The organism is Acidovorax sp. LjRoot118 (assembly GCF_964253575.1).
Classification (GTDB): domain Bacteria; phylum Pseudomonadota; class Gammaproteobacteria; order Burkholderiales; family Burkholderiaceae_C; genus Acidovorax.
Map to the genome: position 1 here is coordinate 420,804 of NZ_CAXURB020000001.1, position 20,683 is coordinate 441,486.

20 protein-coding genes are annotated in these 20,683 nt (G+C 67.6%); 4 read left to right on the top strand and 16 right to left on the bottom strand.

The genetic code is table 11. The features are described 5' to 3' along the window. The first annotated feature begins 79 nt into the window (after window positions 1–79). The gene (locus tag ACSQ9E_RS02055) at window positions 80–835 is read left to right on the top strand and encodes a carbonic anhydrase (protein WP_436216757.1); all 756 of its coding nucleotides are present in this window, start codon (window positions 80–82) and stop codon (window positions 833–835) included. A gap of 39 nt (window positions 836–874) precedes the next feature. Here ACSQ9E_RS02055 and bioF read toward each other — a convergent pair whose 3' ends face one another. From bioF to ACSQ9E_RS02095, 8 genes are all read right to left on the bottom strand, one after another. Continuing rightward, window positions 875–2,104 (bottom strand): 8-amino-7-oxononanoate synthase, encoded by a 1,230-nt coding sequence (gene bioF / locus ACSQ9E_RS02060; protein WP_436216758.1) that lies wholly within the window; start codon window positions 2,102–2,104, stop codon window positions 875–877. Beyond that, entirely contained in the window at window positions 2,101–2,772 is a 672-nt protein-coding gene (gene bioD, locus ACSQ9E_RS02065) for a dethiobiotin synthase (protein ID WP_436216759.1), read from the bottom strand. The genes bioF and bioD overlap by 4 nt, the downstream gene beginning before the upstream one ends. Beyond that, window positions 2,772–4,118, bottom strand: a complete 1,347-nt coding sequence (bioA, locus tag ACSQ9E_RS02070; protein ID WP_436216760.1) for an adenosylmethionine--8-amino-7-oxononanoate transaminase — start codon at window positions 4,116–4,118, stop codon at window positions 2,772–2,774. Before bioA ends, bioD begins: the two co-directional genes overlap by 1 nt. After that, on the bottom strand, window positions 4,118–4,492 hold the full coding sequence (locus ACSQ9E_RS02075; protein ID WP_436216761.1) for a 6-carboxytetrahydropterin synthase: 375 nt from the start codon (window positions 4,490–4,492) through the stop codon (window positions 4,118–4,120). Before ACSQ9E_RS02075 ends, bioA begins: the two co-directional genes overlap by 1 nt. A gap of 25 nt (window positions 4,493–4,517) precedes the next feature. Continuing rightward, window positions 4,518–5,156 (bottom strand): 7-carboxy-7-deazaguanine synthase, encoded by a 639-nt coding sequence (gene queE / locus ACSQ9E_RS02080; RefSeq protein WP_436216762.1) that lies wholly within the window; start codon window positions 5,154–5,156, stop codon window positions 4,518–4,520. Window positions 5,157–5,162: 6 nt separating this feature from the next. Beyond that, the gene (gene nadB, locus ACSQ9E_RS02085) at window positions 5,163–6,752 is read right to left on the bottom strand and encodes an L-aspartate oxidase (RefSeq protein ID WP_436216763.1); all 1,590 of its coding nucleotides are present in this window, start codon (window positions 6,750–6,752) and stop codon (window positions 5,163–5,165) included. Window positions 6,753–6,820: 68 nt separating this feature from the next. Next, the gene (locus ACSQ9E_RS02090) at window positions 6,821–7,663 is read right to left on the bottom strand and encodes a segregation and condensation protein A (RefSeq protein ID WP_436216764.1); all 843 of its coding nucleotides are present in this window, start codon (window positions 7,661–7,663) and stop codon (window positions 6,821–6,823) included. A 75-nt stretch (window positions 7,664–7,738) separates the two neighbouring features. Next, window positions 7,739–7,945 carry a DUF3460 family protein gene (locus ACSQ9E_RS02095; RefSeq protein ID WP_007861239.1) on the bottom strand — a complete coding sequence of 69 codons (207 nt, stop codon included), beginning with the start codon at window positions 7,943–7,945 and terminating at the stop codon, window positions 7,739–7,741. A gap of 42 nt (window positions 7,946–7,987) precedes the next feature. Between ACSQ9E_RS02095 and ACSQ9E_RS02100 the strand changes: the two genes are divergently transcribed. Beyond that, complete coding sequence (locus ACSQ9E_RS02100) at window positions 7,988–8,500, top strand: outer membrane protein assembly factor BamE (protein ID WP_436216765.1); 513 nt, start codon at window positions 7,988–7,990, stop codon at window positions 8,498–8,500. A 6-nt stretch (window positions 8,501–8,506) separates the two neighbouring features. On the opposite strand, the gene ACSQ9E_RS02105 is transcribed toward ACSQ9E_RS02100, so the two are convergent. After that, window positions 8,507–10,174, bottom strand: a complete 1,668-nt coding sequence (locus ACSQ9E_RS02105; protein ID WP_436216766.1) for a SulP family inorganic anion transporter — start codon at window positions 10,172–10,174, stop codon at window positions 8,507–8,509. Between the two features lie 192 nt (window positions 10,175–10,366). Between ACSQ9E_RS02105 and ACSQ9E_RS02110 the strand changes: the two genes are divergently transcribed. Further along, complete coding sequence (locus tag ACSQ9E_RS02110) at window positions 10,367–11,005, top strand: YitT family protein (RefSeq protein ID WP_057202508.1); 639 nt, start codon at window positions 10,367–10,369, stop codon at window positions 11,003–11,005. 560 nt (window positions 11,006–11,565) lie between these two features. Here the strand turns inward: ACSQ9E_RS02110 and ACSQ9E_RS02115 are convergent. The 7 genes from ACSQ9E_RS02115 to ACSQ9E_RS02145 all read right to left on the bottom strand — a co-directional run bounded on the left by ACSQ9E_RS02115 (window position 11,566) and on the right by ACSQ9E_RS02145 (window position 19,461). Beyond that, on the bottom strand, window positions 11,566–12,021 hold the full coding sequence (locus ACSQ9E_RS02115; protein WP_436216767.1) for a DUF3617 domain-containing protein: 456 nt from the start codon (window positions 12,019–12,021) through the stop codon (window positions 11,566–11,568). Further along, the gene (locus ACSQ9E_RS02120; RefSeq protein ID WP_057201894.1) at window positions 12,018–12,548 is read right to left on the bottom strand and encodes a hypothetical protein; all 531 of its coding nucleotides are present in this window, start codon (window positions 12,546–12,548) and stop codon (window positions 12,018–12,020) included. The genes ACSQ9E_RS02115 and ACSQ9E_RS02120 overlap by 4 nt, the downstream gene beginning before the upstream one ends. Continuing rightward, window positions 12,545–14,158: a hypothetical protein gene (locus tag ACSQ9E_RS02125; RefSeq protein ID WP_436216768.1), complete on the bottom strand. Its 1,614-nt coding sequence runs from the start codon at window positions 14,156–14,158 to the stop codon at window positions 12,545–12,547. The genes ACSQ9E_RS02120 and ACSQ9E_RS02125 overlap by 4 nt, the downstream gene beginning before the upstream one ends. 96 nt (window positions 14,159–14,254) lie before the next feature. After that, window positions 14,255–15,343, bottom strand: coding sequence for a helix-turn-helix transcriptional regulator (locus ACSQ9E_RS02130; RefSeq protein WP_436216769.1), 1,089 nt, complete (start codon window positions 15,341–15,343; stop codon window positions 14,255–14,257). A gap of 26 nt (window positions 15,344–15,369) precedes the next feature. Continuing rightward, window positions 15,370–17,451 (bottom strand): methionine--tRNA ligase, encoded by a 2,082-nt coding sequence (metG, locus tag ACSQ9E_RS02135; RefSeq protein ID WP_436216770.1) that lies wholly within the window; start codon window positions 17,449–17,451, stop codon window positions 15,370–15,372. A 94-nt stretch (window positions 17,452–17,545) separates the two neighbouring features. Continuing rightward, window positions 17,546–18,796 (bottom strand): patatin-like phospholipase family protein, encoded by a 1,251-nt coding sequence (locus ACSQ9E_RS02140; RefSeq protein ID WP_057201898.1) that lies wholly within the window; start codon window positions 18,794–18,796, stop codon window positions 17,546–17,548. Window positions 18,797–18,885: 89 nt separating this feature from the next. Further along, window positions 18,886–19,461, bottom strand: coding sequence for a restriction endonuclease (locus ACSQ9E_RS02145; RefSeq protein ID WP_436179522.1), 576 nt, complete (start codon window positions 19,459–19,461; stop codon window positions 18,886–18,888). 117 nt (window positions 19,462–19,578) lie between these two features. Between ACSQ9E_RS02145 and apbC the strand changes: the two genes are divergently transcribed. Beyond that, a complete protein-coding gene (apbC, locus tag ACSQ9E_RS02150; protein ID WP_057201899.1) occupies window positions 19,579–20,670 on the top strand; it encodes an iron-sulfur cluster carrier protein ApbC in 1,092 nt (363 codons plus the stop codon). Window positions 20,671–20,683: the final 13 nt, after the last annotated feature.

Consider the following 20,683-nt stretch of genomic DNA (forward strand, 5'->3'; position numbering starts at 1 on the left):
ACGATGCCGGATGTGCGTGCGCGCATGTTTTTTGCTTCGGGCAGCAGCGGTATTTCCCACTCTCGCCTTCAATATAACCATGACACAACAGAAATTGATCCGACGCGTGACCTTTGCCTGCCTGGCGCTGTGTGCCACCCTGGCGAATGCCCAGGGCCCGCACGCGCATTGGGAGTACAAGGGCAAGCATGGCGCCGCCCATTGGGGCGCGCTGGAAGAGGGCTTCGAAGCCTGCGCCCGCGGCACGGCCCAGAGCCCTGTCGACATCCGCAAGACGGTCAAGGAGGCCTTGCCGGCGCTCGACTTCCAGTACGCATCCGGGGCACCCACCCTGGTCAACAACGGCCACACGGTGCAGGTCAACGTGCCGGCCGGCAGCAAGCTGGTGGTGGGCGGCCGGGCGCTGGAGCTGCTGCAGTTCCACTTCCATACGCCCAGCGAGGAGGCCGTGGGCGGCAAGCGCGCCGCGATGGTCGCCCACTTCGTGCACAAGGCCGAGGACGGCGGCCTGGGCGTGGTGGCCGTGCTGATCCAGCCGGGCAAGAAGAACCAGGCCTGGGAGCCCATCTTCGCGCACCTGCCGCGCGTAGGCGAGCAGGTCACGGTCGATGGCCTGGCGCTGCATCCCGCCGCCCTGCTGCCGGAAAAGCACGGTTACTACAGCTTCGAAGGTTCGCTGACCACGCCACCCTGCTCCGAAGGCGTGCAGTGGATGGTGCTCAAGGAGCCCGTCAAGCTCAGCGCGCAGCAGATCCAGTCGTTCCGCAAGGTTTACAGCGCCAATGCGCGGCCGCTGCAACCGCTGCATGGGCGCGTGGTCAAAGAGAGCACCTGATTTGACAGGAAGATCCGTGCAGCCACTGGCTGCACGGACTCAAGCCACGGCGGGTGCGTGCGCCGCGTGCCGGTGCAATGCCTGCAGCAGTTGGTCGACGTCCTCGGCGGTGTGCGCTGACGACAGCGCAATGCGCAGCCGGGCAGTGCCGGCCGGCACCGTCGGCGGGCGGATCGCGGGCACCCACAAGCCCTCTGTGCGCAGGCTTTCCATCACCGCCAGTGCGGCCTCGTTGCTGCCGATCACCAGCGCCTGCACGGCGGTGTGCGAGGGCAGCAGGCGCCAGCCCAGTGCGTCAGGCAGGGCTGCAAGCCCGGCGCGCAGTTGCGCGATCCGGGCGTCAAGCTGCTGGCGCCGGTCGTCCGCAGCCGCGATCAGCTCCAGGCTCTTGCGCAGTGCACTGGCCAGCAGCGGTGGGGCGGCGGTGGCGAAGATGTAGGTGCGCGTCTTTTGCAGCAGCCATTCGATGAGCGCGCCATCGCCCGCCACGAAGGCACCCGCCACCCCGGCGGCCTTGCCCAGCGTGGCCATGTAGAGCACCCGGCGCGATGCGGTGGCACCCGTGAGGCCTGCCTCGGCGAGGCTGCCACGCCCCTGGGGGCCCAGCACGCCAAAGCCATGGGCGTCGTCCAGCAGCAGCAGGGCATCGAAGCGTTCGCACAGGGCCAGCAGGGCCGGGATATCGATGAGGTCGCCGTCCATGCTGAACACGGCATCGCTGACCACGAGTTTGCGCCGCGCTGTGCTGGCGGCCAGGGCCGCCTCCAACGCGGCCAGGTCGGCGTGCGGGTAGCGGTGGATGGTGGCGCGCGACAGGCGCGCACCGTCGATCAGGCAGGCGTGGTTGAGCGCGTCCGAGAACAGCGCATCGCCTTCGCCCACCAGCGCCGGGATGATGCCGGTGTTGGTGGCATAGCCGGCGTAGAAGTACAGGGCCCGGGGCAGTTGCACGAAGGTCGCCAGCTCATGCTCCAGCGCATCGTTGGCGGCGCTGTGCCCGCTGACCAGGGGCGAGCCGCCCGAGCCCACGCCAAAGGTGTGCGTGGCCTCGCGCGCAGCTGCGGCCAGCGCCGGGTGGCTGGCCAGGCCCAGGTAGTCGTTGCTGCAGAAGGCCAGCATGGGCTGCCCGTCCACCAGCAGGTGGGCGCCGCCTGCGGGCTGCACCACGCGGCGGCGGCGCAGCAGATGGGCGCGCTCGATGTCGGCTAGGCGTGCCGGAATCTCGTCGAGCCAGGAGGGTGGGGAAGAGGGGGCGAAAGGGGTCGTCATAGCCAGTGGGCAGGCAGTTCGAAGACCAAGCCGCGCGCTTCCGGCAAGGCCTGGTAAGGTACGTCGGCGAGCAGGGGAGCTCCCAGGCGCGCACCCAGGTAGGCCTTGTTTTCCTCCACGGCTTGCATCGCGGGGTCTACCTGGTTGGCCACCCAGCCGGCCAGCGTGAGGCCGCGCGCGCGGATCGCCTCGGCCGTCAGCAGTGCATGGTTCAGGCAGCCCAGGCGCAGGCCCACCACCAGCACCACGGGCAGGGCCAGGGCCTGGGCCAGGTCGGCGCCGGTCGTGGTGTCCGACAGCGGTACGTGAAAGCCGCCCGCACCTTCCACCACCACCGCGTCGGCCAGGGCCGCCAGGGCCTGGTAGCAGTGCACGATGGCGGCGATGTCGATCTGCACACCGGCGCGGGCCGCCGCGATGTGGGGCGAGAGCGGGTCGGGCAGCAGCACCGGGTTGTCCAGCGCGGCCGGCACCGCCACAGTCGATGCGGCGCGCAGCGCGATGGCGTCTTCGCTGGCCCAGTCCTCGCCCCAGGGCACAACGCCTGCCGCCACCGGCTTCATGCCGACCACGCGGCGGTGGTGCGGCGCCAGCGCACGCAGCAGGCCGGCGGACACCAGCGTCTTGCCCACGCCGGTATCGGTGCCGGTCACAAAACATCCAATCATCAACAGGTTTCCTCTTGCAGGGTGGCGTTCAGCGCGTCGAGCGCGCCGCTGGCCAGGCAGTCAACCGCCTCGCCGTCGAGCACATAGGGTGGCATGGCATACAGCGTGTTGCCGATGGGGCGCAGCACCAGCCCCCGCGCCATGGCCTGCTGGTGGTAGCGGCGCGAAAAATCGGGCAGGGTGGTGTCGATGTCCCAGGCCCAGACCATGCCCAGGCGGCGGGCGTGGCGCACACGCGTGTGCTGGGTGAGGGGTGTGCAAGCCGCGTCGATGCGCTGCGCCAGTGCCACATTGGCCGTGAGCGCATCCAACTGGTCGAACAGCTCCAGCGTGGCCAGGGCTGCGCGGCAGGCCAGCGGGTTGCCGGTGTACGAGTGCGAGTGCAAAAAGCCGCGCGCCACCTCGTCGGCATAGAAGGCCTGGTACACCATGTCCGTGGTCAGCACCGCCGACAGCGGCAGGGTGCCACCCGTGAGGCCCTTGGACAGGCAGATGAAGTCGGGCCGTATGCCCGCTTGCTGGTGCGCGAACATGCTGCCCGTGCGGCCGAAGCCCGTGGCGATCTCGTCCACCACCAGGTGCACCTCGTAGCGGTCGCACAGCGCGCGCGCCAGGCGCAGGTATTCCGGGTCGTGCATGGCCATGCCGGCCGCGCACTGCACCAGGGGCTCCACGATCAGCGCGGCGGTGTCGGCATGGTGTTCGGCCAGCCAGGCCCCGAGCGCGGCGGCGCTGCGCCGCGCCACGTCCTCGGGGGATTCTCCCGGCGCAGCCTGGCGCGCATCGGGGCTGGGCACGGTGGCGGCCAGGCGCACCAGCGGGGCGTAGGCCTCGCGGAACAGCGCGATGTCGGTCACCGCCAATGCCCCCACGGTCTCGCCGTGGTAGCCACCAGCCAGGCCCACGAAGCGGCTCTTGCCCGGGCGGCCCGTGTTGCGCCAGTAGTGGGCGCTCATCTTGAGCGAGATCTCGGTGGCGGCCGCGCCATCGCTGCCGTAGAACGCGTGGCCCAGGCCCGTGAGCACACCCAGGCGCTCCGACAGCTCGACCACCGGCGCATGGGTGAAGCCGGCCAGCATCACATGGTCGAGCCGCTCCATCTGGTCGGCGAGGGCGGCCTTGATGTGCGGGTGGCTGTGGCCGAACAGGTTGACCCACCAGGAGCTGATGCCATCAAGGTAGCGCCGGCCATCGGTGCCGTACAGCCAGGGGCCTTGCGCGCGGGCAATGGCCACGGGCGGCTGGGCCTCGTGCCGCTTCATCTGCGTGCAGGGGTGCCAGACATGGGCCAGGCTGCGGGCGACCAGGTCTTTCCTGGCCGTCTTGGGTGCGGTGGTGAACGCCATCACTGCAGCGTGAAGTCGAGCGCGCAGCTGTCGCCCAGCGCCTCGCGCCACACGCGCACGCGGCTCACGCGCGGGCGCAGTTCGGCAGGCAGGGCCTGCGCGATGAAGAGGCACAGGTTTTCGAGCGTGGGAATGCCCAGCCCGGGCACCTCGTCGAGCATGTGGTGGTCGAGCTGTTCGCGCACCACCTCCAGCCCCCGGCGCAGCAGGCCCAGGTCCAGCACCATGCCGGTGGCGGGGTCGCGCGGGCCGCTGAGCGAGACCTCGGCGTGGTAGGTATGGCCGTGGATGCGGCGGCTGCCTTCGGCCTCGATCTCGCGGCGCAGGGTGTGGGCCGCGTCGAAGAAGAAGCGCTGGGAAATGGTGAACTGCATGGCGGGACGCGGTGGCGCGGTGGAACTAGCGGATGCCGCTGATCTTGTGGGTCTGCAGGCTCAGCCGCCAGGCCGGCTGCTCCATGCAGGTGGCGATGCACAGGGCGATGTGGGCGGCCTGGTCAGGCCCGTCCATGGGTTGCAAAAATCGGTGGGCGAACTGCCCGGTGGCGGCGATGGCTGCCAGGTCCATGCCGACCTGGGGCCAGACGAGCTTGAGCTCCTGGCCCTGCTGCTGCACCCAGGGCGCGCCAGCCTTGGGGCTCACGCACAGCCAGTCGATGCCCGGCGGTGCGGCCACCGTGCCATTGGTCTCCACGGCAATGCGGAACTGCCGTGCGTGCAGGGCCTCGATCAGGGCCGCATCGACCTGCAGCAAGGGCTCGCCACCCGTGAGCACCACCAGGCGGTGATCTGCATCGTGGGCCGGCCACTGGGCCGCAATGCGTTCCGCCAGGGCATCGGCCGTGGTGAACTTGCCGCCCAGGGTGCCGTCGGTGCCCACGAAGTCGGTGTCGCAGAAGCGGCAGATGGCGCTGGCGCGGTCGGCCTCGCGGCCACTCCAGAGGTTGCAGCCGGCAAAGCGGCAGAACACGGCGGGCATGCCTGCCTGCCCGCCTTCGCCCTGCAGGGTGTAGAAAATTTCCTTGACGCTATAGGTCATACCTTGTCAGGCCACTGGGGGCACGAGGATGGTGGGCGCGGCCGGGGCGGCCAGCTCGGGGTAGTCGCGGCTGAAGTGCAGGCCCCGGCTCTCGCGGCGAATTTGCGCGCTGCGCACGATGAGCTCGGCCACCTGCACCAGGTTGCGCAGCTCCAGCAGGTCGCGCGTGACGTGGAAGTGCGAGTAGAACTCGTGGATCTCGCCCTGCAGCAGCGCAATGCGGTGGGCCGCGCGTTCGAGCCGCTTGTTGGTGCGCACGATGCCCACGTAGTCCCACATGAAGCGGCGCAGCTCGTCCCAGTTGTGCGAGATGACCACGCATTCGTCGGCATCGGTCACGCGGCTGTCGTCCCACTGGGGCAGCTCGGGCAACTCCACGGCCGGTGCTGCGGCGATGGCCTGGGCGGCCGCTCGCGCGAACACCATGCACTCCACCAGCGAGTTGCTGGCCAGCCGGTTGGCGCCGTGCAGGCCCGTGCAGGCCGTCTCGCCGATGGCGAACAGGCCCGGCAGGTCGGTGCGGCCCGCCAGGTCGGTGAGCACGCCGCCGCAGGTGTAGTGGGCGGCCGGCACCACGGGGATGGGCTCCTTGGTGATGTCGATGCCCAGTTCTGCACAGCGCGCGAGGATGTTGGGGAAATGCTCCTGCAAAAACGCCGGGCTCTGGTGCGAGATATCGAGGTGCACGCAATCGAGGCCGCGCTTCTTCATCTCGTAGTCGATGGCGCGGGCCACCACGTCGCGCGGCGCCAGTTCGGCGCGCTCGTCGTGCTGCGGCATGAAGCGCGTGCCGCCGACCGATGCAGGCAGCTTGAGCAGGCCACCCTCGCCGCGCACGGCCTCGGTGATCAGAAACGACTTGGCGTGCGGGTGGTACAGGCAGGTCGGGTGGAACTGGATGAACTCCAGGTTCGCCACGCGGCAGCCCGCGCGCCAGGCGGCCGCGATGCCGTCGCCCGTGGCCGTGTCGGGGTTGGTGGTGTACAGGTAGACCTTGCCCGCGCCGCCCGTGGCCAGGATGGTCTGCGGCGCGCGGAAGGTGAGGACCTCGTCGGTGGCTTCGTCCAGCGCGTACAGGCCCAGACAGCGGTCGGAGCCCTTGGCACCCAGCTTGCGTGCCGTGATCAGGTCCACCAGCGTGTGCTGCTCGAACAGCGTGATGCCCTGTGTGGCGCGCACCACGTCGATCAGCGTGCGCTGCACGGCCGCACCGGTGGCGTCGGTGGAATGCACGATGCGCCGCGCACTGTGGCCGCCCTCGCGCGTGAGGTGCAAGGCGCCGTCTTCCAGCGAAAAGGGCACGCCCAGCTGCTGCAGCCAGGCAATGGCATCGGGCGCGTTCTCCACCACGAAGCGGGTGGCGGCCAGGTCGCACAGGCCGGCCCCGGCCACCAGGGTGTCTTCCACATGCGCGCCAAAGCTGTCCCCGTCGGCCAGCACGGCGGCAATGCCGCCCTGGGCCCAGGCGCTGGCACCATCGTGCAACTGGCGCTTGGTTATCACCGCCACGCGGTGCGTGGGCGCCAAGTGCAGCGCGGCCGAAAGCCCGGCAAGGCCGCTGCCTACGATGAGAACGTCGAAGTCGTGAGATGCCATGGCTTGCTGGGATGGAGAGGTGGTGGGACCATGGCCGCCCGCCATGGCCAGAAATCAGGCGGCGGTGTTCAGGCGGGCGTGTACGCCAGTCGCACGTAGATCGGCGCGAAGGCCTCGGCCTGGGTGATCTCGATCAGCGTCTCTTTGGCCAGTTCCAAGAGGGCGATGAAGGTCACCACCAGCACGGTGCTGCCCCTCTCGGGCTCGAACAGCTCCTCGAACTCCACGAAGCGGCGGCCCTGCAGCGTCTTGAGCACCATGCTCATGTACTCGCGCACCGAGAGTTCCTCGCGCGTGATCTTGTGGTGCTGCACCAGCTTGGCGCGCTTCATGATGTCGCGCCAGGCCTCCTGGAGCTCCACCACGTGCACGTCGGGGAAGCGCGGCTGCAGGCTCTGCTCGATGTAGACCTGGGCCTTGAGGAAGTCGCGTCCGTACTGCGGCAGCTGCGACAGGCGCATGCCGGCCATCTTCATCTGCTCGTATTCGAGCAGGCGGCGCACCAGCTCGGCCCGGGGGTCCACGGGATCTTCGCCCTCGGCCTGCTTCTTGGGCGGCAGCAGCATGCGCGACTTGATCTCGATCAGCATCGCCGCCATCAGCAGGTACTCGGCGGCCAGCTCCAGGTTGCGGCTGCGGATCTCGTCCACATACGCCAGGTACTGTTTCGTGACCCCCACCATGGGGATATCGAGGATGTTGAAGTTCTGCTTTCTGATCAGGTACAGCAGCAAATCTAGCGGCCCTTCGAAGGCTTCGAGGAAGACTTCGAGCGCATCCGGCGGTATGTACAGGTCGGTGGGCAGCGCGAACAAGGGCTCGCCATACAGGCGCGCCAGGGCGACCTGGTCCACCACGTCGGGCATGCCCTGGTTCTGGCCCGCCGCATCGGCTTCGCTCACGCTGCTCATCAATTGCTATGAAATAGAGAGCTTCAAACGCTTTTCAGGAAAGCGCTGGATGCCATTTTCATGCCGATAAATCGCTCAGTCTGCGTTGGTCTGGTAGACGTAGGGCTTTTGCTCGACCTGGCCTTCGCGGTACTCGCCCCAGATCTTGCGGTCCACCTGCTTGTCCCACAGCAGGGCGCGGCCTGCCACCTGCTGGGCGTCCAGCTCGGGCCGGCTCGCCTTGAGCTGGTTGATGAACTGCGTGGTGTCGGATTGGTAATCGGGGCGGCGGAAAATGGACATGGACTGGTAACCTCTTTTCCTTGATTTTACCGGGATGACCCCATGCCCTCATTTTTTCGTGCCGCGGCCGCCGCCATCACCACCCTGGCGCTGCTCGCCGCCGCTGGCTGCGACCCCCAGCGCATCAGCGAACTGCAGCCCGGCGTGTCCACCGAGGCGGACGTGCGCGACCGCTTCGGCGTGCCCGAAAACACCTGGAACGAGGCCGACGGCACCCGCACCTTCGAGTACAACCGCCAGCCCGCCGGCCTGGTCAACTACATGATCGCCATCGGGCCAGACGGCAAGCTGGTCGCCGTGCGCCAGGTGCTCACGCCCGAGAACTTCGCCAAGGTCCAGCCCGGCATGGGCATGGATGCCGTGCGCCGCCTGCTGGGCAAGGCTGCCAAGGTGGTGCCCTACCCGCTCAAGGGTGAAACCCATGTGCAGTGGCGCTTTGCCAACGCGCGCAACGAGCCGCAGGTGTTCACCGTGGTCCAGGGGCCGGGCGCCCAGGTGCTGCGCACCGAGACCGGGCCCGATCTGGATGCCCCGGAGTTCAAGGGCGGCAAATAACGGCGCTTACACGTTCACGCCCGTACCGCCCTGGGCGGCCAGGCGGTCGGCAAAGCCAGAGCGCTCCATCAGCGAGCGCGGCTGCTCGTGCAGGTGCACGAGGTACAGGCGCCCACCGCGCTGGGCCACCGCCTTGAGGATTTGCGTGAGGGCATCCAGGCCCGTGGTGTCCAGGGCCACGAGTTCGCTGGCATCAAGCACCACGTCCACGCCCGCAGGGCCGGTCTCCACCGCCTGCACGATGGGGTCGATCTTGCCGGCTGCGCCAAAGAACAGCGCGCCGTGCAGGCGCCAGGTCATGCGGGGGTGCCCGCCAGCCGGGGGCCCCGAAGCCTCGGGCTGCAGCTCCACCCGGAACAGCCGGCTCATGCGCCGCACGAACAGTGCGCAGGCCATGAACAGGCCCACCTCCACCGCCACCGTCAGGTCGAACACCACCGTGAGGAAAAAGGTGCCCAGCATCAGCAGCCGGTAGTGGTTGCTGAAGTGGCGCAGGCGCACGAACTCGTGCCACTCGCCCATGTTCCAGGCCACGAACAGCAGGATGCCCGCCAGCACGGCCAGTGGAATGTGCAGTGCCAGCGGCGCTGCAGCCAGCACGATCACCGCCAGCGTCAGCGCGTGCACGATGCCTGCGACGGGGGAGGTGGCGCCCGAGCGGATGTTGGTCACGGTGCGCGCAATGGTGCCCGTGGCCGGCATGCCGCCGAAGAAGGGCACGACCAGATTGGCCAGGCCCTGGGCCATGAGTTCCTGGTTGGGGTCGTGCTTGCGGTGGTGGGGGTCGGTGGCCAGCTGGTCGGCCACCCGGGCACACAGCAGCGATTCGATGGCGCCCAGCAGGGCGATGGTGAGCGTGGGCGTGACCAGCAGGCGCACGGTCTCCCATGAGAAGTCGGGCAGCGCGAAGGCCGGCAGGCCCTGCGGAATGCCCCCAAAGCGAGAGCCTATGGTCTCCACCGGGAATTCCAGGCCCCAGGCCAGCAGGCTCAGCGTGACCAGTGCCACGACAGGGGCCGGCACCCGTGCAAAGCTGCGTACCCGGTAGCCGTCCATGAGTTTGATCACCGGCGAGCCGCTCATGAACAGGCGCGGCCAGACGAACAGCCCCACCAGGCACACGGCGCCGAGGCCGAAGGCATAAGGATTGAAGCTGCCGATGTGCTGCGCCACCGTGCCCACCTGCGAGAAGAAGTTGCCCGGCATGCGCGCGATGGACAGGCCCAGCCAGTCCTTGACCTGCGACAGCGCGATCAGCACGGCGATGCCGTTGGTGAAGCCGATGACAATGCTCACTGGAACGAAGCGCACCAGCGTGCCCAGGCGGAACAGGCCCAGCAGCACCAGCAAAACCCCGGCGCAGGCGGTGGAAATCAGCAGGTTGGCCACGCCATAGCGCTCGACGATGCCGTAGACGATGACGATGAAGGCCCCTGCCGGCCCGCCGATCTGCGCATTGGTGCCGCCCAGGGCCGAGATCAGGAAGCCGGCGATGATGGCCGTCCACAGCCCCGCCCCCGGTGGCAGGCCGCTGGCAATGGCAAACGCCATGGCCAGGGGCAGGGCTACGATGCCCACGGTGATGCCCGCGCCCACATCGGCCAGGCAGCGGCTGCGGTTGTAGCCGCTCAGGGCATCGATCAGCCGGGGGTGGAAGGCGAAGGACAGCTGCATGGGGCGGTGGGTTCCAGTGTATTCCCCAGGCCGGTGAGCGCAACCATGGGTCGCTGGGCCAGACGGGTGTGGGGTGCGCCGAGAATGCAAGCATGTCCTGTGCCGGAGCTTGCGCCACCCTTCTGGTGCAGTGCTTGCTTGTACAAATGCATGCCCCACGGTGGGTTGCCGCTGTATCCTGACGAACCGACCATGCCTGACACCCCCGCCCCGACCACCGAAACCGACACCCCCCCGTCGTTGCGCCATGGCACCTATGAGGACGCCCAGGCCATCTTCGCCGGCACCTTGTTCGTGGCGATGGCGCTCATGCTGTTCAACCAGGCGGGCCTGCTGGTGGGCGGCACGGCGGGCATCGCCTTTTTGCTGCACTACGTCACCGGCGTTTCGTTCGGCAAGCTGTTCTTCCTGGTCAACCTGCCGTTCTACTGGTTCGCCTGGACGCGCATGGGGCGCGAGTTCACCATCAAGACCTTTGTCTCGGTGGCGCTGCTGTCGGGGCTGACCGAGCTGTTCCCCCATGTCATGCATGTGGACTACCTCAACCCCCTGTTCGCCTCGCTGCTCGGTGGCCTGCTGCTGGGCACGGGCTGCCTGTTCCTGGCGCGGCACCGCTCCAGCCTGGGCGGTGCCACGGTGCTTTCGCTGTACATGCAGGACCGCTACGGCATTCGCGCCGGCAAGGTGCAGATGGGCATCGACTGCGCCGTGGTGCTGCTGGCACTGTTCATCGTGCCCGTCGACCGGGTGGCGTACTCGGTGCTGGCGGTGCTGGTGATGAGCGGCTTTCTGTGGATCAGCCACCGGCCTGGGCGCTACGTGGGGCACTGAGACTTTGCCGGTCAGAACCTGTACAGGTAGTCGGCCGTCACTGCGGGCGGGTTTGATCGGTGGCCAGTGAACTGTTCTTGATGGAACGGCCCATGCGCGTGCTACCCACGTCCACGAAAAACCACTGCGGGTGCAGCCCATACGCACGCCGGCCTGCTGGTTCACGCCGAGTTGGGCACGCGATGGTGGCGCGATAGGTCTCGTGGCAAGGGTGCACCTTCCCATTCCGCAGTGCGCTGCCCTGGCTCTGCATGCCATGAGGGGTGGGTGGCTGCGCTCGGCTTTCTTGCGCTGGGCCTGGCGTGGATCGTGGTGACCGGCATGGGCCTGGCGCGCGCCCTGCAGCGGCGCTGGATGCTGCGCAGCTTTGCGCTCACGGCCGCCGCAATCACGCTGCGCTTCTACCTGGGCGCCAGCATGGCTGCGGGCATCGACGATGCCGCTCTCCTGCCCCCTCATTGCCTGGCTGTGCTGGGTGCCCAACCTGCTGGCGGCGCAATGGTATCTGCGCTGCAGGCCCTGAGGAGGTCGTTCCCGGAACGCAGCTTGACAGCCGCAGCCTACTTTGCAGGGCTCACCCGAAGGGATGCGTCCGGGGACTGGGCACTGGCGCAATCTCCCAGGCGTGTCTGCTTTTGCACCACCACCATGGACGGCTTGCCATGGGTCAGGCTTTTCACTTCCGAGGTGTAGCTCTGGTTGTCGGTGACGGTGAGCCTGACCTGCGTGGTCGTATCGCCGCAGACCGTCTCGGAGGTGAAGATATTGCCGTTGCGCTGGTGCACCGAGGGTTTGCAGCCTTGGGTCTGCTTTTGCGCCTCGGCCTCGGCGGCCTTCTGGGTGGCGGTGTCGATGCACTGGGTCGTGGTGACGGTGCGCGCACTCCTCAGGGTGGTCTCCGCCTTCCACAGGCCCGGTGCGGGGCGCGGCCACCAGTCGGGCGTGGTGGCTGCGCAATGTGCGGCGCCTGCAAGGCAGGCCCACAGGACAGGAATCAGGCAGGGGCGCAGGTTCATCTTGTCTTCGCTTCGGGTGTGTGGGTGGTGGGCAGGGCGGTCTGGCCCTCGTCGCGCAGTGCGCAGGTGCGCAGCCATGCGTGCAGCGACACCTCGGTGGCGGTTGCCAGCGTGCGCCCCTGGCGATTCCTGACCGTCCGGGTGCTGGTCGTGCGGTAGGCGGTCCAGCTGCCGTCCTCGGCTTTGACGGGGGCCATGGTGGTGCGTGTCACGACGGTGTCGGCATCCTCCGTGCAGGTCTGCTCCACCGTGATCTGGCCGTTGCGCCAGCCCATACGGCGTGGGCCGCAGCCCTCGCCCTGTTCTTCTCTGGCGATGGAGCGCCACAGGTCGGCATGCGACGGACTGGATTCGCAGACGGTCAGCATGCCTGCGGGGTCCGGTCGTCCCTGCGCGTCCAGCGCGCTGTGCTGCCATACGCCCGGGCGCAGAAGAATGCGGGGTCTGTCTTCGGCATGGGCGGTGCCAATGCCGGCGAGCAGCAACAGGCACATCGCCAGCGGGCTGCGGGTGTGCTGCCGCTTCATGACTGGCACGCCTTGGTGGGAGGCACGCCCACGAGCTGCTGGCGGCTGAAGATCTCCTTGGCATAGAGATCCTTTTTCGTCCCGAGGCCAGGAATGGGCAGCGGACTGAAATTGGCCGTCACTCCCACGTGGGCCGTGGAGGACAGTGTGTAGCGGGCGCATTGGACAATTGAGCCCAGTGCCGCCGTGTTGGCGATGGAGACCACGCTCACATGGTCGATGTAGGACATGATGCTGGCGTTGGTGATGCCCACTCCCAGGCCCACCTTGGGCACCTGCACGGCCACCACGAAGCCCGAGACCCCGGGGCTGATGGCGGATTTCTCGCCCAGTTGCGGCTCACCCTGCACCTCGCCCTCGTTATGCACCTGGCCTTCGCTGAAGGTGGTGGAGCCGTTGCCCTGGAACTGCACTGCGCCCGAGGTGTGCAGCGCCGCGTGCTTGCCATTGAGCCCGATCTGCACGAGGAAGTTGAAGCCCACTTCCACCACCAGCGGAATGCCGGCCAGGATGATGGGAATGTTGAAGGTGACCGGCACGTCCAGCACCTTGAAATTGTGGTTGAACACGCCGCGCTCACTGCCCAGCCGCGCGATCGCATCGACGCTGGCCGTGCCGCTCAGGTTCTTGAAATCGGTGTTGAGCAGTTGCAGCTTCGAGTCGACGATCTCGATCCTGCCTCCCAGCCGCATGGCGCCGTTTTCCGACAGGCCGTCGAGCTGGCCCTTGACCTTCAGGCGAATGTCCACGTCGTCATAGCCCTGGTCAAAAAGCCCCTTCGCCAGGCCGCCGGCGGATTTCGCCACGGCGGCGTTCCTGGCCGACATCTTCTGCACGGCCTTGGCGCTGTCATCCTCGCCATCATTGGCGGACTTGCGCGCTTCCAGATCGAACTGCAGCTTCGTTCCCGCGACGGTGTACGCCACCTCGTAGTCAAAGCCCCTGACCTTGCCGGCGAAGCTGGACTGGGGCGTTGCCTCCACGTCGGCCAGGGGCTCTTCGCCAGGATTGCTGCCTTCTTCCATCATGCCTGGGGGTAGTTCGTCGCTCACGCGCACGATGCTGCCAGGTGCGCCCCATTGGCTGGTCTGTACGGGCGGGGTGCGCGCGGCATGGGTGGAGACGAAGGCCCGGTCCAGACCCAACGGGGTGTCGAAGGCGATGCTGGCCTGGCTCAGCGCCTCGTTCAGTGCCACCGGCCGGGTTTGTACCAGTACATAGTCGCCTTTTGTCCTGAGGGCGGTGACACGGCGGATGGCAATGCCCCAGACGAACAGGATGCTGCCGGGCTGCAGCTGTGCCAGCGCGGGCTCGCTGGCGGCGAACACGAAGTGGGAGCCGCTGCGGTCTACCCCCCGCAGCGAGCGCATGGCGCTTTCGCGGTCCACCTGGACCACCGAGGGGTGCCAGGTGACGGCAAGCCTGGCGGCCGGTGTTTCCTCGGCCCGGGACAGGTAGCTGCGGATCTGCACTGCCTGCAGGCCATTGACCGTGGCCATCCGCAGGGCGGTGCTGTCAGCTTGCGCAGGGCTTGGCTTGTCGCCGCAACCGCTGATGCACGCCAGGGCAACAGCGAGCCCTGCGAGGCCGAGTGTTTTGCGGCCGATCATGCGGGCGCTCTTTCTTTTGGAGGTAATGGAGTCCACGGCCCATTCTAGAAATGCGTTTCGCCAAAAATACCCCCCGGCCGGGGGGTAGACACCGCCTCAGCCCGTGCCGTTGGCGGCAGCGGTGAGCAACTGCTGCAGCGCCGCGAGCGAGTCGATTCCAAGCTTCTGGTACAGCTGGCCCAGATGCTCCTTGAGTGCCGATTCGCTCAGGTTCAGGCGCTCACGCGCCTGTGCTCGCGAGGCCCCTGTGGCCAGGATGTAGGCCACCTGCTGCTGCATGGGGCTGGCGGGCAGGTCCCGCACGGCCTGCAGCAGCCGCAGGTTGTGCGACACCTGCAGCTGCAGGTGGATGGCGATCAGCGGCCTGCCCGCCGGTGTGTCTGCGGCCGCCGCTGTAAGCCAGCTCGCGCGCGCACACAGGCGGCCATGGGGAACGGAGAAGGTCACTTCGGGAATGCCGTGGTCACCCCGCAACAGGTGGCATACGTGCCGGCAAAACGGCGGCAGCAGACCGGACTTTGGCAGGTCCACCCAGCTGTTGCCCGCCTGCAACGCTTGCTGCAGCAACCGACGGGCCGGGTCCGTCATCCACAAAGGCCTGTCATCGGTGTCCATGACAATCGTGGCATTGTCTTGCACCGCTCTGAACGTGTCGGGCTGGGTGTTCTCATTGGCGACCGCAAATTCGATGTACCGCACCACCTTGGCGAGGTTGTCGCAATCGTCCTGAGTGAACTGCCGCCCGGGCCCCCGGAACAGCATCAACTCCCCCACGGTGGCGCCATGCGCGTCGATGCGGGCGTCCAGCGTGTGCTCATGCCCCGAGCCACGGACGAGCAAGTGGTGCGTGTTGGAGGCAAAGTAGAACGCCGGAGGCGCGAGCAACTGCCCGAGTTTTTGCCCCCGGTGGATGAGCGAATGCACGTTCAGCTCGGTGGGTCCGATGAACAGCTCCTCAAAGTGGTTGAGGAACAGGTGCTGTACTTCGGGTGGCGAATGCTCGTGGAAGATGTCGGTGGGAATACCCTGCGCTGTGGTCCAGAAGAACGAGCCCGCGTCGTTGGGAACGATGTGGTTCACCGTGCGCAGGATTTCCGGCACCATCATGCGGCTGTCCAGCCCCGAAAAGCACAGCTGCCGCAGGTAGGACCACTGGCGGCCAATGGAGCGGCGCGGTGGCGTCATCCAGGTCGCCCGCGCCGCTGCAATGCTCAGCGCACCCGCATGCCAGGCGTGGCGCCCGGCCAGGGGTTGAGCACGTAGATGCCGGGGTTGGCCTTCTCGTCGCCATGGCTGGCGGCCAGCACCATGCCCTCGGAGACGCCGAACTTCATCTTGCGCGGTGCCAGGTTGGCCACCATCACCGTGTGCTTGCCGATCAGGTCGGCCGGCTGGTAGGCGCTGGCGATGCCGCTGAACACGTTGCGCGTGCGGCCCTCGCCCACGTCCAGCGTCAGGCGCAGCAGCTTGGTCGAGCCTTCCACGGGTTCGCAGTTCACGATCAGCGCGATGCGCAGGTCGATCTTGGTGAAGTCGTCGATGGTGATCGTGGGCGCCAGTTCCTCGCCGCCGGGCGCTGCCACTTCAGGCGCAGCCTCCACGGGCTGGGCCGGGGCTTCGAACAGCGCGTCGAGCTGCTCGGGCGCCACGCGCTGCATCAGGTGCTGGTAGGGGGCGATGGCCTGCAGGTCGCCGGCCACGGCCCAGCGCTGCATGTCGCTGCCGACAAAGCCTTCCACCGCGCGGGCCAGGCCTGGCAGCACGGGGGCCAGGTAGCGCGTGAGCATGGCAAAGGTGTTGATCAGCACCGAGCACACCTGGTGCAGGGCTTCGTTGTTGGCGGCGTCCTTGGCCAGGTCCCAGGGCTTGTTCTGGTCCACGTAGGCGTTGACCTTGTCGGCCAGCAGCATGATCTCGCGCGTGGCCTTGCCGAACTCGCGCGCCTCGTACAGCTGGGCCAGGCCGTCGCCCGCGCTGCGCACGTCGGCCAGCAGGGCGGCGCCATCGGTGCTGAACTGCGTGGTGAGCTTGCCGTCGAAGCGCTTGGTCAAAAAGCCTGCTGCACGGCTGGCGATGTTGACGAACTTGCCGATCAGGTCGCTGTTCACGCGGGCCATGAAGTCGTCGGCGTTGAAGTCGATGTCCTCATTGCGGTTGGACAGCTTGGCCGCCAGGTAGTAACGCAGCCACTCGGGGTTCATGCCCAGGCCCAGGTACTTGAGCGGATCGAGCCCGGTGCCGCGGCTCTTGCTCATCTTCTCGCCGTTGTTCACGGTGAGGAAGCCGTGCACGAACACGTTGTCGGGCGTCTTGCGGCCACTGAAATGCAGCATCGCGGGCCAGAACAGCGTGTGGAAGGTGACGATGTCCTTGCCGATGAAGTGGTACTGCTCCAGGGCCGGGTCGGCCATGTAGGCGTCGTAGCTCTCGCCGCGCTTTTCCAGCAGGTTCTTGAGTGAAGCCAGGTAGCCCACGGGCGCGTCGAGCCAGACGTAGAAGTACTTGCCCGGTGCGTCGGGGATCTCGATGCCGAAGTAGGGCGCATCGCGCGAGATGTCCCAGTCGCCCAGGCCCTCGCTGGTCGTGCCGTCCGGGTTGGTGCGCACGGTGAACCACTCCTTGATCTTGTTGGCCACCTCGGGCTGGAGCTTGCCGTCCTGCGTCCAGCGTTCCAGGAACTCCACGCAGCGCGGGTCCGAGAGCTTGAAGAAGAAGTGCTCCGAGCTCTTGAGCTCGGGCTTGACGCCCGACAGGGCCGAGAACGGGTTGATCAGGTCGGTGGGCGCGTAGACCGAGCCGCAGACCTCGCAGTTGTCGCCGTATTGGTCCTTGGCGTGGCACTTGGGGCACTCGCCCTTGATGAAGCGGTCGGGCAGGAACATGTTCTTCTCGGGGTCGAAGAACTGCTCGATGGTGCGGGTCTCGATCAGCGAGCCGTCGGCGCGGTCGCGCAGGTCGCGGTAGATCTGGCGCGCCAGCTCGTGGTTTTCCGGGCCGTCGGTGCTGTGCCAGTTGTCGAAGCTGATGTGAAAGCCATCGAGGTACTGCTTGCGGCCGGCGGCGATGTCGGCGACGAACTGCTGGGGCGTCTTGCCCGCCTTCTCGGCCGCGATCATGATGGGCGCGCCGTGCGTGTCGTCGGCACCGACGAAGTTGACCGCGTTGCCCTGCATGCGCTGGAACCGCACCCAGATGTCGGCCTGGATGTATTCCATGATGTGGCCAATGTGGAAATTGCCATTGGCGTAGGGCAGGGCGGTGGTGACGAACAGTTTGCGTACGGGCGACGACATGGGGCGGCTTTCTCTGCGGGCACTTTCAGGCGGAACCGCTAATTTTAGGGCACGCTGAACTACCGCCGCCGCACAGGGCCAACCCTGGCAGAACTCAGGCGTGCTGGAGTGTTTTCACTTCGGCGCCGGTGTCCGTCCAGCCAAAGAACTTGCAGACCTCGGCGCGCATGGCCAGGGTGTCCTCACGGCCCAGGGCCATGAGTTCGCGCGTGTAGCCCGACTCGAACAGCAGGTAGCTGGCCAGCGCCGCGCCGCGCACGTCGGCCATGTTGGAGGTGACGCCCAGGGCGCCGAGCATGGCGCGCACGGGTGTGGGCAGGTTGCCCACATGGCGCGCGGCCACCGCGTCCAGCCGCTGGGAGGGCGCGATCACCAAGAGCTCGATGGGGCGCAGCGCGCTCTTGGCGCGCACCTCGGGCGGAATGAGCGACAGCGTCTGGTTCACGCGCAGCACGCGCTCCACGTCGACCGACAGCGCATCGAGGAAGATATTGGAGAGTGCGTGCCCTGCGATCTGCGCCAGCGAGGGGTAGGTGGGCGTGGGGTTGGCGGCCGCGTCACCCTTGGGCTCGTGCATGCGGCCGGCGCCCACCACCAGGATGCGCTCGGCCCCCAGGTGGATGGCCGGCGCAATCGGTGCCGACTGGCGCATGGAGCCGTCGCCGAAGAACTCCATGTGGTCCCCGATGCTGATGGCCTTGGCCGGGAACACGAAGGGGATGGCCGAGGAGGCCAGCAGGTGCTCGTGCGTGATGCGGTCGCGTGCCGCCTTGCGCTGCGAGCGCACCCAGGGCTGCAGCGGGGCATCGGTCTCGAAGAAGGTCACGTGCTCGCCCGAGCTGTAGCTCGACGCCGTGACGGCCAGGGCCTTGAGGTGGCCCTTTTTCAAAAGGCGCGGCAGGCGCACCAGCGGCACCATCTTGACCAGCAGCTTCTCGAGCGGCGCGTTGTCCAGCAGCGAGCGCGGGCGCATGCGCCGCCAGCGCGCCAGGGCCCAGCCCAGCGACAGCAGCGAGAGCCAGCGCGCGCCGCTGCGCAGCACGCTCAGCGAGTCGGCCCGGTACACCTGCTGCGCATGGAAGTCGCGCCATACGCGGGCTATGCGGCGCACGGCCCGGTCGAAGTTGTCGGCCCCGCAGGCCAGCGCCGCCGCATTGATGGCCCCGGCCGAGGTGCCGGTGATGATGGGAAAGGGGTTGGGCTCGTCACCCGCGCCGCAGGCCAGGCGCAGATCGGCAATGGCTTCGAGCACCCCCACCTGGTAGGCCGCCCGGGCGCCGCCGCCCGTCAGCAGAAGGCCCGTGGCAAGGGGGGCGGGCGCGGCGGGGCTGTCGGGTGATTGCATCGGTGGACGGGGTGTGTGGCGTCAGGGCCCAGTGTGCTGCGTTGCCCGCAGGCCGCCACTTGGGGAAACCCGCATGGCGGGCGGCCAGATCAGGCCTTTGCGAGAAGGAGGGCGGCGACGCCCGGGCCCTGCAGCACGGTGATGCCGTTGTCGCGCGCAAACAGGCGGGCGTTGTCGGAGAGCTGTCCCTGGGTCATCACATAGATCCCTGCCGAGGCCCCTTGCGCCTGCATGGCGGCCTGCAGTTCGCGCATCGGCTCGACGCCATGGGTCGCGGCCTTCCAGCGTTTGGCGCTGACCAGGGTGGCCTGGCCGCCCTTGGCCACGCGCAGGTCCACGGGGCCGGACCGGGGCTTTTCCACCGTGCAGCCATCGCGCACCCAGGCGGCCTCCAGCGCATCGCAGAAGGTGCGCCAGGGCATGCTGTTGATGGCGCCCAGCATTTCCTCGACCTTGGCGGGGCTCGGGGCCCTGAGCTGGCGCCAGGCCGCAATGCAGCCCACCACGAAGATCGGCAGCGTGCCCACGGCGCCGACATAGGCGTACTCGCGCGGCAGCAGCGCGCCGGCCGCCAGTGCGATCACTCCCACCACCAGGAAGCTGACCCACCAGGGCGAGCGCAGCAGCACGGCGAACAGGGATTTCTCGGCCATCTTGAATTTCACGGGGCGTCTTTCGGGAGTCTGTAACGGGAGGGAAGCGGGTGGGCGACGCGCATTGTCCCGCACTTACGCAGGGCGGGGTCCGTTGGATAGACTACCCGTCCCACAGGAGTTAAATGCATGGCAGTCACCGAACAAGGCCTTCTGGCCGCACTTTCCAGCGTACAAGACCCGCACACGGGCAAGGACTACGTCAGCACGCGGGCGCTGCGCAATGTGCAGATCAACGGCGGCGACGTGGCGTTCGACGTGGAGCTGGGCTACCCGGCCAAGAGCCTGGTGCCCGAGCTGCGCCGCAGCCTCGTGGCCGCAGCCAAGGGCGTGGCCGGGGTGGACAACGTCTCCGTGAACATCACCACCAAGGTGGTGGCCCATGCGGTGCAGCGCGGCGTGCAACTGCTGCCCCAGGTGAAGAACATCATTGCCGTGGCATCGGGCAAGGGCGGGGTGGGCAAGAGCACCACCGCCGCCAACCTGGCCCTGGCCCTGGCCGCCGAGGGCGCCAGCGTCGGTGTGCTCGACGCCGACATCTACGGCCCGAGCCAGCCCATGATGCTGGGCATCAGCCGCCGCCCCGAGAGCGAAGACGGCAAGACCATGGAGCCGCTGGAGAACTACGGCGTGCAGGTCATGTCCATCGGCTTTCTGGTCGACCAGGACGAGGCCATGATCTGGCGCGGCCCCATGGCCACGCAGGCACTGGAGCAGCTGCTGCGCCAGACCAACTGGAAGGACCTCGACTACCTCATCATCGACATGCCGCCCGGCACCGGCGACATCCAGCTCACGCTGTCTCAGCGCGTGCCCATGACGGGTGCCGTGATCGTCACCACACCGCAGGACATCGCCCTACTCGACGCCAAGAAGGGCATCAAGATGTTCGAGAAGGTGGGCGTGCCCATCCTGGGCATCGTGGAGAACATGGCCGTGCACGTGTGCACCAACTGCGGCCATGTGGAGCATATCTTCGGGGCCGATGGCGGCAAGAAGATGGCGGCCGACTACGGCATGGACTACCTGGGCGCGCTGCCGCTGGACATGCAGATCCGCCTGCAGGCCGACAGCGGCAAGCCCACCGTGGTGGCCGACCCCGATGGCGACGTGGCGCAGATATACAAGCAGGTGGCGCGCACCGTGGCCGTGAAGATCGCCCAGCAGTCCAAGGACTTTTCGTCCAAGTTCCCCAGCATCTCGGTCAGCAAGGACACCTGACACTTGCCGTGGC

Coding starts and splice junctions, on each gene's coding strand:
- ACSQ9E_RS02055 (WP_436216757.1), top strand. CDS start 80: ATGACACAACAGAAATTGATCCGACGCGTGACCTTTGCCTGCCTGGCG.
- bioF (WP_436216758.1), bottom strand. CDS start 2,104: ATGACGACCCCTTTCGCCCCCTCTTCCCCACCCTCCTGGCTCGACGAG.
- bioD (WP_436216759.1), bottom strand. CDS start 2,772: ATGATTGGATGTTTTGTGACCGGCACCGATACCGGCGTGGGCAAGACG.
- bioA (WP_436216760.1), bottom strand. CDS start 4,118: ATGGCGTTCACCACCGCACCCAAGACGGCCAGGAAAGACCTGGTCGCC.
- ACSQ9E_RS02075 (WP_436216761.1), bottom strand. CDS start 4,492: ATGCAGTTCACCATTTCCCAGCGCTTCTTCTTCGACGCGGCCCACACC.
- queE (WP_436216762.1), bottom strand. CDS start 5,156: ATGACCTATAGCGTCAAGGAAATTTTCTACACCCTGCAGGGCGAAGGC.
- nadB (WP_436216763.1), bottom strand. CDS start 6,752: ATGGCATCTCACGACTTCGACGTTCTCATCGTAGGCAGCGGCCTTGCC.
- ACSQ9E_RS02090 (WP_436216764.1), bottom strand. CDS start 7,663: ATGAGCAGCGTGAGCGAAGCCGATGCGGCGGGCCAGAACCAGGGCATG.
- ACSQ9E_RS02095 (WP_007861239.1), bottom strand. CDS start 7,945: ATGTCCATTTTCCGCCGCCCCGATTACCAATCCGACACCACGCAGTTC.
- ACSQ9E_RS02100 (WP_436216765.1), top strand. CDS start 7,988: ATGCCCTCATTTTTTCGTGCCGCGGCCGCCGCCATCACCACCCTGGCG.
- ACSQ9E_RS02105 (WP_436216766.1), bottom strand. CDS start 10,174: ATGCAGCTGTCCTTCGCCTTCCACCCCCGGCTGATCGATGCCCTGAGC.
- ACSQ9E_RS02110 (WP_057202508.1), top strand. CDS start 10,367: ATGCCTGACACCCCCGCCCCGACCACCGAAACCGACACCCCCCCGTCG.
- ACSQ9E_RS02115 (WP_436216767.1), bottom strand. CDS start 12,021: ATGAACCTGCGCCCCTGCCTGATTCCTGTCCTGTGGGCCTGCCTTGCA.
- ACSQ9E_RS02120 (WP_057201894.1), bottom strand. CDS start 12,548: ATGAAGCGGCAGCACACCCGCAGCCCGCTGGCGATGTGCCTGTTGCTG.
- ACSQ9E_RS02125 (WP_436216768.1), bottom strand. CDS start 14,158: ATGATCGGCCGCAAAACACTCGGCCTCGCAGGGCTCGCTGTTGCCCTG.
- ACSQ9E_RS02130 (WP_436216769.1), bottom strand. CDS start 15,343: ATGACGCCACCGCGCCGCTCCATTGGCCGCCAGTGGTCCTACCTGCGG.
- metG (WP_436216770.1), bottom strand. CDS start 17,451: ATGTCGTCGCCCGTACGCAAACTGTTCGTCACCACCGCCCTGCCCTAC.
- ACSQ9E_RS02140 (WP_057201898.1), bottom strand. CDS start 18,796: ATGCAATCACCCGACAGCCCCGCCGCGCCCGCCCCCCTTGCCACGGGC.
- apbC (WP_057201899.1), top strand. CDS start 19,579: ATGGCAGTCACCGAACAAGGCCTTCTGGCCGCACTTTCCAGCGTACAA.